The organism is Metabacillus halosaccharovorans, from assembly GCF_002019635.1.
GTDB classification, from domain to species: domain Bacteria; phylum Bacillota; class Bacilli; order Bacillales; family Bacillaceae; genus Metabacillus; species Metabacillus halosaccharovorans.
Genome location: NZ_KV917372.1, coordinates 692111 through 706338, shown reverse-complemented (window position 1 = coordinate 706338; position 14228 = coordinate 692111). Strand labels below are relative to the sequence as shown.

At 33.6% G+C, this 14228-nt stretch carries 14 protein-coding genes; 9 read left to right on the top strand and 5 right to left on the bottom strand.

Annotated elements, in window-relative coordinates; all coding sequences use genetic code 11:
• The first annotated feature begins 53 nt into the window (after positions 1–53).
• Complete coding sequence (locus tag BK577_RS17715; protein ID WP_078434185.1) at positions 54–1616, top strand: fatty acid--CoA ligase; 1563 nt, start codon at positions 54–56, stop codon at positions 1614–1616.
• Positions 1617–1771: 155 nt separating this feature from the next.
• On the top strand, positions 1772–3073 hold the full coding sequence (locus tag BK577_RS17710) for a DEAD/DEAH box helicase (protein ID WP_078434184.1): 1302 nt from the start codon (positions 1772–1774) through the stop codon (positions 3071–3073).
• Between the two features lie 37 nt (positions 3074–3110).
• On the opposite strand, the gene BK577_RS26640 is transcribed toward BK577_RS17710, so the two are convergent.
• Complete coding sequence (locus tag BK577_RS26640) at positions 3111–3236, bottom strand: hypothetical protein (protein ID WP_264144011.1); 126 nt, start codon at positions 3234–3236, stop codon at positions 3111–3113.
• A gap of 144 nt (positions 3237–3380) precedes the next feature.
• Here BK577_RS26640 and BK577_RS17705 point away from each other — a divergent pair, with 144 nt between their 5' ends.
• Complete coding sequence (locus BK577_RS17705; protein WP_078434183.1) at positions 3381–3884, top strand: phosphatase PAP2 family protein; 504 nt, start codon at positions 3381–3383, stop codon at positions 3882–3884.
• 6 nt (positions 3885–3890) lie between these two features.
• Here BK577_RS17705 and BK577_RS17700 read toward each other — a convergent pair whose 3' ends face one another.
• On the bottom strand, positions 3891–4979 hold the full coding sequence (locus BK577_RS17700; RefSeq protein ID WP_169908358.1) for a YheC/YheD family protein: 1089 nt from the start codon (positions 4977–4979) through the stop codon (positions 3891–3893).
• Positions 4980–5161: 182 nt separating this feature from the next.
• Here BK577_RS17700 and BK577_RS17695 point away from each other — a divergent pair, with 182 nt between their 5' ends.
• From BK577_RS17695 to BK577_RS17680, 4 genes are all read left to right on the top strand, one after another.
• Positions 5162–5617: a hypothetical protein gene (locus BK577_RS17695; RefSeq protein ID WP_078434181.1), complete on the top strand. Its 456-nt coding sequence runs from the start codon at positions 5162–5164 to the stop codon at positions 5615–5617.
• Positions 5527–6384, top strand: coding sequence for an ATP-grasp domain-containing protein (locus BK577_RS17690; protein WP_078434180.1), 858 nt, complete (start codon positions 5527–5529; stop codon positions 6382–6384). Before BK577_RS17695 ends, BK577_RS17690 begins: the two co-directional genes overlap by 91 nt.
• Positions 6385–6395: 11 nt before the next feature.
• Positions 6396–7409 carry a YheC/YheD family protein gene (locus BK577_RS17685; RefSeq protein ID WP_078434179.1) on the top strand — a complete coding sequence of 338 codons (1014 nt, stop codon included), beginning with the start codon at positions 6396–6398 and terminating at the stop codon, positions 7407–7409.
• Positions 7410–7481: 72 nt separating this feature from the next.
• Positions 7482–7934, top strand: a complete 453-nt coding sequence (locus tag BK577_RS17680; RefSeq protein WP_078434178.1) for a CotY/CotZ family spore coat protein — start codon at positions 7482–7484, stop codon at positions 7932–7934.
• Between the two features lie 15 nt (positions 7935–7949).
• On the opposite strand, the gene BK577_RS17675 is transcribed toward BK577_RS17680, so the two are convergent.
• Complete coding sequence (locus tag BK577_RS17675) at positions 7950–9284, bottom strand: YheC/YheD family endospore coat-associated protein (protein ID WP_078434177.1); 1335 nt, start codon at positions 9282–9284, stop codon at positions 7950–7952.
• 158 nt (positions 9285–9442) lie between these two features.
• Here BK577_RS17675 and BK577_RS17670 point away from each other — a divergent pair, with 158 nt between their 5' ends.
• A complete protein-coding gene (locus tag BK577_RS17670) occupies positions 9443–10807 on the top strand; it encodes a UDP-N-acetylmuramoyl-tripeptide--D-alanyl-D-alanine ligase (RefSeq protein WP_139367380.1) in 1365 nt (454 codons plus the stop codon).
• A 45-nt stretch (positions 10808–10852) separates the two neighbouring features.
• Here the strand turns inward: BK577_RS17670 and BK577_RS17665 are convergent, their stop codons facing one another.
• Complete coding sequence (locus BK577_RS17665) at positions 10853–11953, bottom strand: YheC/YheD family protein (RefSeq protein ID WP_078434175.1); 1101 nt, start codon at positions 11951–11953, stop codon at positions 10853–10855.
• Between the two features lie 144 nt (positions 11954–12097).
• Between BK577_RS17665 and BK577_RS17660 the strand changes: the two genes are divergently transcribed.
• Positions 12098–13408: a YheC/YheD family endospore coat-associated protein gene (locus BK577_RS17660; protein ID WP_169908356.1), complete on the top strand. Its 1311-nt coding sequence runs from the start codon at positions 12098–12100 to the stop codon at positions 13406–13408.
• Between the two features lie 71 nt (positions 13409–13479).
• On the opposite strand, the gene BK577_RS17655 is transcribed toward BK577_RS17660, so the two are convergent.
• A complete protein-coding gene (locus BK577_RS17655) occupies positions 13480–14043 on the bottom strand; it encodes a DUF2179 domain-containing protein (RefSeq protein WP_078434173.1) in 564 nt (187 codons plus the stop codon).
• Positions 14044–14228: the final 185 nt, after the last annotated feature.

Below are 14228 nucleotides of genomic sequence, written 5' to 3'. Positions count from 1 at the left end.
ACATATATAAGACTTGTGTAAACGCTTACTCTTCATGTGGAGGTTGAGAGAAAATGTATGTTACAATCGGTGAGTTATTTGAACAAACGGTAAGTAAATATAAGAATAAAGAAGCTATAGTAGACAAAACGAGAGGAGTACGTAGTACATTTGAAGAATGGAATATTGAAGTCAATCAACTTGCACATGCCATGTTAGCTTCCGGTGTCAGAAACGGGGACAGGGTGTCTACATTGTTATTTAACTGTTTTGAATTGGGAACAGCGTACTTTGCAGCAGCAAAAATAGGAGCGATTATTAATCCGATTAACTTTCGTTTAAAGCCTGATGAAATTTCGTATATATTAATGGATGCTGCTCCAAAAATCGTGATCTACGAGAAAGAATTAGAAGAACAAATCACGAAAATACACGATCGATTTCCAACGATACTGTTTTGGAGCATCGATGAGACAACATCACCTTATGCTTCTTCTTATCAAGACATCATCAAGTATTCTCCTACAACAAATCCAAATTGTGAAATTAGTGAAAATGATACGTATGCTATTATGTACACTAGTGGTACAACCGGAAGACCAAAGGGGGTTATGCACCGCCACCGGGATATGATTGAACAAAGTTTAATTTGTATCAATGCGCTGCAAATTACTTCAAAGGATATCGGATTAGTAACAGCGCCGATGTTCCATTGCGCAGAGCTGCATTGCAGCTTTTTACCACGGGTACATTCAGGTGCTAAAAATGTCATCCTGCATCATTTCGATGCTGAACAGGCATTAGAAACAATTGAGAATGAAAAAATCACGATGCTCTTTGCTGCTCCTACAATGTGGAATATGCTTCTTCAGGAAGAATTGGAGAAATATGAATTGTCTACACTACAAGTTGGCTTGTATGGTGCAGCTCCAATGGCTCCGGTATTAGTCAAAGCTTGTAAAGAAAAATTAGGAATCGAACTTGTTCAAGCATACGGGATGACAGAAATGGGACCTGCTATTGCATTTTTAGAAACAGATGAGCAATTATCTAAAGCAGGATCTGCTGGAAGAGCTTGTTTTAATCATGAGATAAGGGTAGTCAAACCAAATGAGGAAGGACCATCAGATCCAGATGACATCCTTCCCTCTGGAGAAATTGGAGAAATTATTGTAAAGGGTCCTTGTATGATGATTGGGTATTATAATAGAGAAGAAGCTACCGAGGAAGCGATGTACAAAGGATGGTATCATTCAGGTGATTTAGGCTACTTCGACGAGGACGGCTATTTGTTTGTGGCAGATCGAGTAGACGACATGGTCATTAGCGGTGGTGAAAATGTATATCCAAGGGAAGTAGAAGATGCTTTATACGAGCATGAAGGAATTTTAGATGTGGCCGTTTTAGGTGAACCTGATGAGTTTTGGGGAGAAAGAGTAATTGCTGTTATAGTAAAAAAAGATCAGCAGATTACAGGGGAGCAGCTTGATCAATTCTTAAAGAATTCAGATAAGCTTGCGCCATTTAAAAGACCAAGAAGATATGTTTTTGTTAACGAGCTCCCTCGAAATGCAAGCGGAAAAATTCAAAAATATTTATTAAGAGAAACAATGTCTCAAGATAAGTTTCAGTTTTAGTTATACAAGAGTAATGTTAGGCAGTCTGAAAAGGTCTGCCTCTTTTCTATTTCCATAAGATTTTATGAAATCAGGTTGTTAATATGGTATAGTTATTTAGCTGTTGTTTGGAAAAACTAACAATTAGTATGAATAGAAAGAAGATGTGATAAACCTTGGCTGATTTCTTACAATTAGGAATACGAAAAGAAATTAATTATACATTAAAATCATTAGGACTTACACAACCGACACCAATCCAGGAACAAACCATTCCGAAGGTTATAGAAGGTAAAGATGTTATCGCACAGGCCCAAACCGGGACAGGAAAGACCCTTGCTTTTGTCCTTCCAATTATTGAAAAAATTAATATACAAAATGACGAAGTACAAGCCCTTATTTTAACTCCAACAAGGGAATTAGCTCAGCAAATTTCTAAAGAAATAAAACGGATGATTGAAAATGTGGAAGGACTCAACGTTTTGGCTGTTTATGGTGGTCAGGATGTTGAACATCAGTTGAAGAAATTAAAAGGAGCTCAACACATTGTTGTAGCAACACCAGGTCGGTTATTAGATCATATTCGCCGCGCAACGATTGATTTATCGACTGTCCAAATGCTTGTATTAGATGAAGCAGATCAAATGTTACATATGGGTTTTCTTCCTGAAGTCGAGGACATTATTTATGAAACACTCTCAACAAGACAAACGATGTTATTCTCTGCAACAATGCCAAACGAAATCAAATCTCTTGCAAAAAAATATATGATAGAACCTTTAAACATACAAGTACAGGCAAAGAGAATAACAGTTGATGAAATAAAGCAAATAGCTGTTGAAACAACAGACCGGAGAAAACAAGCTACTTTGCTGCATTTATTACAAGAGCATCGTCCTTTCTTAGGGATTATCTTTTGTCGGACAAAAATTCGTGCCAAAAAACTGCAAGAGGCATTACTTGCTAATGGCTATGATTCAGATGAACTTCATGGTGATTTAACGCAAGCAAAACGAGAAAAAGCTATGAAGCGATTTCGTGAAGCCAAAATTCAATTTTTAGTAGCAACAGATGTAGCCGCAAGAGGACTTGATGTAGAAGGTGTTACACATGTTTATAATTATGATATTCCTCATGATGTTGAGAGCTATGTTCACAGAATCGGCCGGACTGGTCGTGCAGGCGGAACAGGTGTTGCCTATACATTAGTTGCTCCGAAGGATATGGACTTTTTACGAATGATTGAAAAAGGAATTCATCTAAACTTGGAAAAACAAGTGATAAAAGGAATTAGTGTTCCTGATCGGGAGGATTATGAACAAGAGAGAAAAGAGCAGGTAAAAAAGGCAAAGCGGCCAAATGAGCGTGGAGGTAGAGTGAAAAGAGAAAACAGATCTGACAATGGTAATAGAAAAGAGGAAAATCAACAAAATCATCAAAGACCAGTGTCAAGAAATCGCCGATCAAAAAGGAGATAATAAGTAACGGGTACCAAATGATACCCGTTATTTTTAGTTATTTATTTAAATCCTTCTTTGTGATCTCACTTCTAATTGAAAGATCCTTCGAAAATTCAGCATCTTGTTTCTTGTTATTTGGATATTTGTTTTTTCGTTCACGATTATCATTACGGTTTGTCATTTTATGTCCTCCTCTTTTGTTTTTCAATACCTATTATGCTCGTTGGCTAAGCTATTTATCATTTCGAAATGAATTTTCTTTTGCATACCTATGTTTTATTTGAGAATAATATCTGGGGAATGTTTTACATAAGGAGAAGAATAAATGGATCAAAAATTATTTTCCATCATCAATGGATTTGCAGGCAGAAATCTTTTCTTAGATCGACTCATGGTATTTGCATCAAATGAATTACGCTACTTGTTTATTTTTGTTCTCGTCTTACAATTCGGTACGAAACACTCAAATAAAAAGATTGCAATTGAATCTATCGCATCAGTAATCATGACATTAGGTCTCAAAAAGCTCTTGAATCAAATTAAGTACCGTCCCAGACCTTATCTTACTCGCAATGCGAATGTCTTGTTATCATCTTTGCAAGACTCTTCTTATTTAAGCAAACATACACTCTTGGCATTTGCTGTATCAACAACAGCCTATTTGTATAACAAATCTTTGGGCAAATTTTTATTTACTTCCTCTTTCTTCATCGGTTTATCTCGTGTATGGGCAGGAGTACATTATCCATATGATATTATAAGAAGTTCAATACTTGGAAGTATGGCTAGCCTATTTGTAAATAAATTAAATATAATAATACGCAGATAATTTTGTTCAATCAATCTGATTCATCAAATAATTCGCATATTCAATTGGTGTATCATGTATTTTCTCCCAAAATGGCAAGTAATCCCTTTTTTTTCTAAATGCACCATATTGACCTCTTAAGTTGCATTCAATGAAATATGGAGTACCATTTTCAGTAATACCAACGTCTAATCCTAAATCTGCTATGTGAGGCCAATTCTTTTCAAGTGCTTTTGCTATATCAACACCAAGTGTGTTGATATTTTTTTGGATATCTTGAATAGAGATTTCTCTGTGTGTAAAGTAGTCCTGAAGTAATCCAATTTCTCCTCCTCTTGCCACATTTGTAATGACATGACCTTCTGGTGCTAATTTTGCAACAATTCCGCTGATGACCCATTTACCTATACCATCTTTTTGAACGACAACTCTTAAATCAAATGGTCTGTTTTGAAAAGTCGCTAAAGGTATTCTTTCTTGGATAATAAAAGGATGTTGTTTAAACAGTCTTTTTACCCTATTTATCTCGACCGAATTAAATAAACTTTTTTCCCAGCTTTTTTTTGTCGTATGCTTTTTATAAAGATACCAATCACCGTCCACTTCTTTTTGTATATTCATGATTCCTTTCCCGATACTGCTGTAACAAGGTTTTACAAAAAAATTCTCCATATGCTGTAAAGCTTTTTCTAAGTTTTTGCCGTTGCCTTTTAAAGTAGTTGGAAGGTAACGAATAAGATGTTCTTCTTTTTCTAATAATTGGTGAACAAAATATTTACTATTCATTATTGATATATAGTTAAATACCTTTGAACCTGATTGAATAAAATGAAATAGTGTTTGCCGTACTTTTTTGTTATTTAAATGAGCTCGATTATAAACAACTTTTGGTATAGGTATACTCTTTTCCTTGAACTTATTGCTTTCCGTATCTCTTAGTAAGGCATGGATATCATTGGAGTATAATCTGCAATCTGAACAAAGAAAACAAACGGAAAGTTGATAAAATTCTGCAGTAGATTCATATTGGGCATAGGATGGATGAAGGGAATATTCATTTTTCATTGATTCATAATGGTGCTTAGGAATAAAAATACCTATCATTCTTCTATACATAAACTTGCTCCATTCTAAATTAGTACTAACACCCATATCATAAAGGATGAATATAGGTGGTTATAAGGATGCAGGATGGGTGTTTTGTGAAATAGCTCAACCATTCACTTCTACTTATTGGTTTACCTATACCTAATGTATTCGTTCTTATAAGAAGAGGTACTTTTATTGGAGATGAGAAAATGGACACGATTGTTTTCATTGGATGTAACAAGTCAGGCACGAGTAGAGAAGCATTAAAGGCTGCATCAGAAATGGGATATTTTACGGTATTATATACAGATCGGTTAAAATTTCTTAACCAACGTAAGGAATTTCCTGAAGTTCATCAGTTAATATATATAAAGAGTCTAGAAGATAAGAATTTATTAATAGAAGAAATTCAAAAACTTATGACTGCAGGCAAAAATGTAAAAGCATGCTTAAGTTTAATCGATCCATTTGTTTCAATCGCAGTTGATATTTCTGAAACTTTACAAGTAGGGCGGATTACAAAAGAAGCAATCGTAATAATGGAGGATAAGGCTTTGTTTAGAGAAAAACTCAAATCTCTATCTTACACACCACATTTTTTTTTTACGATAAAAAACAATCTATCAGAGAATTTTCCCAATCGAAGGAAAAATACTTACCATTAGTACTTAAATCTCCTAAATCTAACGGATCGAAAGATGTCATTCTTGCTACAAATCTTCTTGAATTTAAAAAAGGTTTAACAGAATTGAATAAAGTGTCAGACAAGGATCCTATTTTAGTAGAAGAATATATTGACGGTCCCCAATATTTGGCCGAAATTATTGTTTGCAAAGGAAAACTAACAATTGTATGCATCCTTGAACAAGACGTTTTAAGAAAGAAAAGGTTTATTGTTTTAGGCTACCAGTTCCCTGCAAATTTAAGCTCGGATCAATATGCTGATTTAGAAATAGCGATAAATACGATTATAAAAGAGATCGGACTTGAAAATGGAAGTTGTCATTTAGAGTTCCGTTATGTGAACAAAGAATGGAAGTTGATTGAAATAAACCCGCGCATATCTGGTGGAGCAATGAATAAAATCATTTATCACGGTACAGGAATCAATTACGTAAAAGAAATCGTAAAACTGCATTTGGGTAAGGAGCCTATTATCGAAAAAACTAGGACTGAATATGTCTATGTTCGATATGTAACAGTTGAAACGAAAGGTGTTCTTCTAAAGGTTACCGGTAAAAACCGTGCAAAAAAACATGTTGGTGTAAAAGAGGTTTATGTAAAACCTAGAAAAGGGAGTATCTTAACACCTCCATTATCGATGGGTGACCGATATGCCTATGTTCTGGCAACAGCACATTCTCAAGAAGAAGCTAAACAGTTTGCTCTTCAAGCATTAAAGGAAATGAAATTTATTATTGAGCCACTATAAAGGGTGATTAAATGACTGTTATTGGAATGCTTCATTCAAGAAAAGATCCTGTATATGTAAAAAAGGCTTATGCGTGTGCGGCGGTTTCTAAAATGGAAGGTGTTGATTTCTTTTATTTTTCTTTTGGAACAGTTGATATGGTTGACCATAAAATTAATGGATGGAGATATGATAATGGAAAGTGGATTCAACAGCTACGAGACTTGCCGGATATTATTATAAACAGTAAATCTCCTAAGAATGATAAACAAAAACAAATATGGAGTTATTTGAAAAATAGATGTCTATTTACAAGTTATTCAGTAGGAAATAAATTAAAGGTTTATCAGAAAATTATAGAAGGAAAACAATTTTCTCATTATGTTATTCCTTTTTTTATTCTGAATAGGGGAGAAGAGATCTTTGATCATTTTGAGAACCATATAAGACTAGTAATCAAGCCTATTAAAGGTAGTGGGGGAAAGGGAGTAATTTTTATAGATAAAATAACCACAAATCAATATCTTGTGCTTAATGGAAATCATAACGAAACTCTTGAAAAGAATGAACTTATCCTTTATCTTGATTATTTATTAACAACTCGCTACATCATTCAACCTTTTATTAAAAGCTCAACAAAAGAAGGATTGGTGTATGATATTAGGCTGCATGTTCAAAAAAATGGAAGAGGTGAATGGGAAACAACTCTTATATATCCAAGAATTAGTGCAAATAGAAAAATGATAAGCAATATTTCAAGCGGTGGGTTTAGAGGTGAACTTCAACCATTTTTAATCGAAGAATTTGGTGATGAATATTATAATATGAAAAGATTATTAGAGCATTTTTCCATTTGTTTTTCACAGCATTTTGAAAGTCTGTATCATCATAAATTTGATGAACTTGGAATTGATATCGGTATTGATGAAAATCAAAAACTATGGATTTATGAAGTGAATTGGCGCCCCGGTTCAAAGCATCGAGAAATGGATGTTGCCAAAAAACTAGTTCAATATGCTGTCTATTTAGCCAAGGCGAACAAGTAAATACCTTTTCTGCACAAATGCCCATACCAAGTAATAACATAAAAGAAAGGGCGTAGGAAAGGAAGGGAGACGATGAAGGACAACAATAAACATGAAAAAACAAAATCAGTATATCATGCAATTCTTGAATTAAAACGTCAACAAGATTCGTTGGGCGGTTGTCCAACAAGTTGTTTTAGTACCCTTCTTTCAAAACTTATTAAGGTAGATACGATTCCGTTTTTATTATACACAGATAGCGGTTTGTTTCAGGTTTCAGGAGTGAAGGCTAATGATAATGGAAAAGATGATGATTTTTGTACACCTTTTTTTAGAATCGAACATGTAGATACAAGAGAAAAGTTTGGGATCCTTTCGCTGCTCCGTCCACTTTCTTTAACTGGATACCCTGCTGAAGAAATTTGCGATGTGGAAAGGCTTGAACGAACAGAAATATGTGTGAAGGTGGATTTAACCTGCATTTGTGCTGTGCAGTGTCTTGATATAAATTTGATGAAAAAGGTTGTCATAGAACCTAAATGGTAAGAAGCGACATAATCTTTATTCGAAGCTCATTGAAAGAGTTTTTGCATAAAGAATATTTGTTAATTTTGCTTGAAATAAGATGTTTGGTTTGTTAGCTTTTACCGCAATATAATGATCAGGATTTTGATTATTAATTTCAATAATCCAAATCTTACCGCTTTGGTCAATTCCAATATCAAATCCAAGGTTTCCAAGATGATAACCATCCTCTTCAAGGATTGCAATGGCATCCATCATGAGATTATGAATATGGTTTATTAAATCAATCATTTCCTTGATCGATAGTTCAAAAACTGTTTTTAAAGTTGTTCCGCCAATCTCTGCTTTTCCACCGGCTGTAATGTTACTTACAATACTGTTTTTTCCTCCATATCTTGAAAATGCACCGATATTTTCCCATTTCCCTTGGTTATTTTTAACCATAATAATTCGAAAATCAATGATTTGGTCATCACATTTAACTAAATCAATGGCTTGTTGAATGAGATAAGTCTCCTCTTTTAATATTCTTCGAAGATAAAATTTGAATAAACTCCATGATTTGAAATGTTTAACTTTTTTTGAATGACGACCATACTTTACGATAACTCCACTAGAAATACGCGTGACTTTCAGGACATATTTACCTAACCGCCCGTTAATTGGTTTTATATATAGTGAAGGATATTCCTTTAACATCTTCCATACAACTTCGGGTTCATAGTAGATCACTGTTTTAGGTAAGTATTTTTGTAATCTCCCTTTTAAAAGTTGATACATTTGCCATTTATCAAAATTAGGATAGTTAAAAATTCTTTTACCGAGTTTTTGTTGAAGATGTTCCATTGTATATAAATACGTAGACCAGTTCTCTGTTAAGCTGGTCTCCACACATGAAAAAACAGAGCGTGGGTAGGGGAAAATTCCTTCTATCCAATTATTACTATTGGGATCAAACATAAGTCCGGTGATTGTTTCGTTTTCATGGTCGATCCCATCCAAGGAAAAGACAATGATTGTACCCCCAATTTCCTCATAATTTTTTACATAGACTGATAGATAAGGAATGCTTTGCTGTAAGTTCTCCTTTGTAACGGCAGCAAGGATTCCTATATAGGGACCGATAATCATCTTATTCTTATCAAATTTGATTTCATAAGGTGTGCTAACAGGTAAATCCAGAATCCTGATAACATCTAACGTTAAGTAACATTTATCCTCAGGAACAGCACCTGAGAACAAGGGAGTGACAGACACTTCTTTTATTCCATAAAGAATCTTTAGTTGTTTCCACCTTTGAACGTGTTTTTTAAAGGATGAATGCAAATGGATAGACATTGAACGTTTTTTATCTAAGTGAATGTGAATCATACTTTTATCTCCTTTTCGTTTATGTATTACTATATGTATTTACTATTAAAGTGTCTGTTTAAATAAAGAATTGGTAAAAATCGATATATATGCCGATACAATTATAGGGGGGAGCTAATACACTAATAATAAAAAACATTGTGAGTGTGTTGTTTATTATGAAAAGCTTGCTGCTTAGAAAGGTCGGTCCTCTTATAGGTGGTGTTTTAGTAAGGGGAGATGCAGATGCAAAGATTGGAAACGTAGCTACACGAAATAATCATAAAATAACAAAAGATACGTTAGTGTTTTACCGTGAAAAACTTAAAGTTCCAACTAATTTACCCTCCTGTATCATTGTGACTGATCAAAAAAAGGTTGAAGCATTTTTTCCAACATCTTATACGATTGTCTATGTTAAAAATGTGTGGGTAGCATTCTATAAATTTATTCATTATTATCGCAAGATGTTTCGAATTCCGGTAATTGGTGTAACTGGGACATGTGGAAAAACAACAACGAAAGAAATGATTGCACATATTTTGTCACCTGAAAGAAATATTGTTAAAACAGTATTAAGTCAAAACGGATTATCTCATAATCTAAACTATTTACTTGAAATCAATGACAAAACCGATGCGGCAATTATTGAAATGGGTGTGAATTCACCAGGTCATATTTTGCAAACAGCAAGTTATTTTAAGCCAACCATTGGGTTGATTACGACCATAGGTACAGATCATTTACAAGGATTTAAAAATCATCACGAATATTTTAAAGAAAAAGAAAGTATGCTGAAAGCTGTTCATCCTGGTGGAACAATGATTTTAAATGCAGATAATCACTATTCCAGAAAACTAAGGACGAACAAATTTAAAGGTAAGCTGATTTACATTGGAGAATCAGATGTTGCTGATTACAAAATTCTTAAGATGAAATATGATCAAGCTGGGATGAAATATATGATCGGAAATCGTGGGCGAATATATGTAGGATATGTACCTGGATTTGGTAAACATAATGTCTATAATGCTGTCTTCTCTATTGCAGCTGCTGAGTTATTAGGTATTGATGTCAATACTGCGATTGAACGGTTAAAAACGTATAAACCAGTTCAAAGACATTTAGAATTAAGTCCTGGTATTAACAACAGTACAATCATCGATGATACGTGGAATACAAATCCAACGTCAATCGAAGCAGCACTGGAAGTGTTGGAGCAAGTATCGAAAGAAAAAAAATCGATTGCAGTTTTAGGTGATATAGAAGAGTTGGGAGCACATTCCCAAGAAGAACATCAAAAAATCGGAACACTTATAGTAAAGCATAATATTGACTACCTTATTACAATAGGCGATCAAGCAAAAGAAATTGGTACGAAAGCAAGACAATTGGGAATGGACCCAAACAGTATATACTCTGTCAAACATGAAGATCATCTAATGAGAATTTTAAAGAACCATGCAGACAAAAATACCATCATCTTAATCAAAACATCGATGAGAAACTCATTTAGAGGATTATTAAGTAAGCTCAAGGGATAAAAAATAGAGGACTGAATGATCAGTCCTCTATTTTCAAAAGCGTCATTATATTGATTTATTTTTTTGATCTAACACATAACGTGCATAATCAAGTGGAGTAGAAAAAACTGCACCCCATTCTTCGTGAAGAAGTTTTTGTTGATGAATAAGTCCCCCAACATAATCTGATATAAAATTGCATTCAATAAAATAAGGAGTTCCTTTATTTGTGACACAAATATCAAAACCCAAATCTGCAAGATGCGGAAAATGTTTGTCTAAATTATTAGCAATCAATAACGCCATGTTGCAAATGTCCCGCTTAAGTCTATCACAAGATATGGAAGGGAATGATTTCGGACAAATATCTTCGAGTCTACATGTTTTTCCGCCTTGAGATCCATTTGTTAAAAAGCTCTTGTCTTTAGCCACTTTACACATAATACCAGTAACTTTAAACATACCGGTACCGTCCTTTTGTAAGGCAACACGCATATCGAAGAAGTTTCCTTTGAAAGTAGCCAATGGAATTCTTTCCTGAATCACATAATCTCTCTTTTCAATATGTTCGAGAACAACGCTTGGTATCTCCGTTGTAAATTTCACTTTTTCAAAAACAGTACTGTTTGTTGGCTTATAAGTAAGTGTACAATGCTTGATATCCTTGTCAATTTTCATTGCACCAATTCCACGTTCACCATAATTCTTTTTTAGAATAACACTATTATACATTGACAGCATCTTCATGAGATTTTGCTGTGTGAGGAGTTCTGTATGTGGTAAGTGCTTTTGTATGCTTTTATCACGGTTAAGCAGTTGGTGAATGTTGAATTTTTCAATGTCATAGTTAGGTACATTAAAAATTGTTACTCCCGCTCGGTAAAGGTCATAAATTCTTTTCCTTATAACAGGATGTCGATCAAGTATTCTAGAATAATTAACTTTCGGCCGAGGAACCCTCATCAATTTATATCCTTCAGTTGTACGAACATACGCAACAACACTTTTTTTGTCCGGGTGAAGATGTCTTAATCGAATAAAACAAGGAATTAGATTATTCCTTGCAGCAGCACGTTCAAAAAGCATAAACATCGTTTTATGGTTTCCGTTTAGATTAGGAATTTGTCTATAAATCTTTCGAGGTACTATGATTCCTACACCTTCCATAGACTGTATCCACTCCTTTAATTACTTTCAAACTCCTAATAGTTTATTCTCGTAATATTTTGATGTATGGATATGTAACTATGTTAGATGCAATTAGGGCGATCCATCTTAATCACATTTAGTAAGAAACTTGGAGGTATGAATATGAAATGTAAAATAATCCTAAATAAAAGTAACGACAAAACAATTTATGTGAATAGTAAACTTTTTCATTCGCTTAAACTAGACAAGTACTCATCTATTAATCTTCACTTCGGGACTGGCAAAGAAAGCTGTCGTATTGAGATAGATCCTTCAATTAAGAATAGTGAGGTTAAGATACCTGCAAAAATAAATGAATTTGTCATTCCGTCTGTTTTCCACTATGAAGGTAAGTTCGATCATGACACACTAGTGGTTGGACCGGTTATTGGCATTATGGGATGCAGGGACAAGAAATATTTGACAAAGAAAGTATTATCAAAGCTGCGATATCGGGTAAAAGATTCTTGGAAACAAAATGGTTTGTTTTTTGTCTTTGCAGAAAATGATGTGAATTCAGTGAAAAAGGAGATAAAGGGGTATTATTTTCATCCACGAAAACAAGCTTGGGTTGCAGCGGAATTTCCTTTGCCAAATGCAGTAATGATTAGTAAAAGTTCAATGAGCAGAAGAGGTTATAACTATTTTACGAATATCATAGGTCAAAAAGTTTTTTATAGTGATCATTTTTCCAAATGGTATCAGTATAAGAAACTATCTGAGCATCCATCTCTTTCAAACTATGTTCCTAAGACAAAAAAGTTAGTAAACAAACATTCTTTTTTGGAAATGATTAATGAGTTTGGTGCAGTTTATTTAAAGCCAAATCAATCATACCAAGGGAAGGGGATTATAAAAATTGAAAAAAGCGGTGATGCATATAAGCTACAGAATATACATGGTCATATTAAAATGATATTTCAGGAGCATATTCTATTGAAATATGTAACCTATAAGATGAAACAAAAGTATTTAATACAACAAGCCATCCCTTTTACTGTTGGTGAATCAATAATTGATTTTCGTTTATATTTACAGAAGGGTAAGGAAAAACAATGGGGTTCACCTGGAATGATGGCGAGAATTGGAAAAAAGGGAAGCATTATAACAAATGCCAATCACAGAATAGACGTATTGCCAAGTTATTATGCATTTGCAAGATATTACGGGTTATCTAACAAACAAATTTTCTCTATACAAAACGAAATGATAAAAACTTGCATAAAAACAGCCGAATATATTGAAGAATGTGGACACCATTTAGGTGATGTAGCATTTGATTTAATTGTCGATAAAGAGTTAAAAATTTGGATCTTGGAGCTTCAAGGAGGGTATGGTGCAGAAATAAAGGAGAAAAATATGCCTAAAGGGGTGTATGAAAAATTGATGATGACGCCATTAGAATATGCTAAGGCGTTGGCGGGGTTTTCATGATTTTGGGTAAAAGAAAAGGCGAAAAGAGCTTTTGGTATGAAAAAACCAATTTCATTTCGCCTAATCACCAATTATTTATTTGTTTCTTCAATAGCTTTTTTCTTTTTAAAGAAGGAGATAGCTCTTTTTTTCATGGATTTAGTTAAATAGCCACCTCTAAATGAACGAATTTCATAAGACATTAAAAATGCTTTTGGCTCAAATTGATCTATTATTAGTAATAATTCTTTTTCTCTAGAACGTTTTGCAACAATGTCTAATCGAAATCTAGCGGTATTAATTCCTTCTCCTTCAAAAACAGTAACACCAAAGCCAGCGGTTCTTAAAGAATTCACTAAATCCATATTTTTATCAAGAATATTTGCTTGATAGGTAATATATCCAATTGCCAATTTCCGCTCTAATGCACCACCAAGCAAGAGGCCAACACTGAAGCCGACAACATATGCAATGATATTATATATATTAGATAAATCTTGAAAAACAAAAATTAGACTAACAATATAAATAATTCCTTCTAACAGTCCAACACCTGCTGCAGTTTTAGTCTGATTTTTTACAAGAAGAATGGTCCTAATCGTTAGGACTGGAACATATATGAGTTGGAGTACAAAAATAAGTAAGGCTCCTAGCATTAGATCGTTTATCTCCTTTATATCAATATATCGAAAGCATAACATATTTTAAAAAATAAAAAATGATTTTTAATTAAATTTTTTTATACATATTTTAGTAAATAATAGGAAATATGATGTAAATAGTAAATTACTATTTATGTAGAAATGGATTAATAGCAATTTAATATTCCTCAAAAAAAGTA

Excerpts from the sequence above, each read along its gene's own strand:
- BK577_RS17715 (WP_078434185.1), top strand. The coding sequence starts at position 54 with ATGTATGTTACAATCGGTGAGTTATTTGAACAAACGGTAAGTAAATAT.
- BK577_RS26640 (WP_264144011.1), bottom strand. The coding sequence starts at position 3,236 with ATGACAAACCGTAATGATAATCGTGAACGAAAAAACAAATATCCAAAT.
- BK577_RS17705 (WP_078434183.1), top strand. The coding sequence starts at position 3,381 with ATGGATCAAAAATTATTTTCCATCATCAATGGATTTGCAGGCAGAAAT.
- BK577_RS17700 (WP_169908358.1), bottom strand. The coding sequence starts at position 4,979 with ATGTATAGAAGAATGATAGGTATTTTTATTCCTAAGCACCATTATGAA.
- BK577_RS17695 (WP_078434181.1), top strand. The coding sequence starts at position 5,162 with ATGGACACGATTGTTTTCATTGGATGTAACAAGTCAGGCACGAGTAGA.
- BK577_RS17685 (WP_078434179.1), top strand. The coding sequence starts at position 6,396 with ATGACTGTTATTGGAATGCTTCATTCAAGAAAAGATCCTGTATATGTA.
- BK577_RS17680 (WP_078434178.1), top strand. The coding sequence starts at position 7,482 with ATGAAGGACAACAATAAACATGAAAAAACAAAATCAGTATATCATGCA.
- BK577_RS17675 (WP_078434177.1), bottom strand. The coding sequence starts at position 9,284 with ATGATTCACATTCACTTAGATAAAAAACGTTCAATGTCTATCCATTTG.
- BK577_RS17670 (WP_139367380.1), top strand. The coding sequence starts at position 9,443 with ATGAAAAGCTTGCTGCTTAGAAAGGTCGGTCCTCTTATAGGTGGTGTT.
- BK577_RS17665 (WP_078434175.1), bottom strand. The coding sequence starts at position 11,953 with ATGGAAGGTGTAGGAATCATAGTACCTCGAAAGATTTATAGACAAATT.
- BK577_RS17660 (WP_169908356.1), top strand. The coding sequence starts at position 12,098 with ATGAAATGTAAAATAATCCTAAATAAAAGTAACGACAAAACAATTTAT.
- BK577_RS17655 (WP_078434173.1), bottom strand. The coding sequence starts at position 14,043 with ATGCTAGGAGCCTTACTTATTTTTGTACTCCAACTCATATATGTTCCA.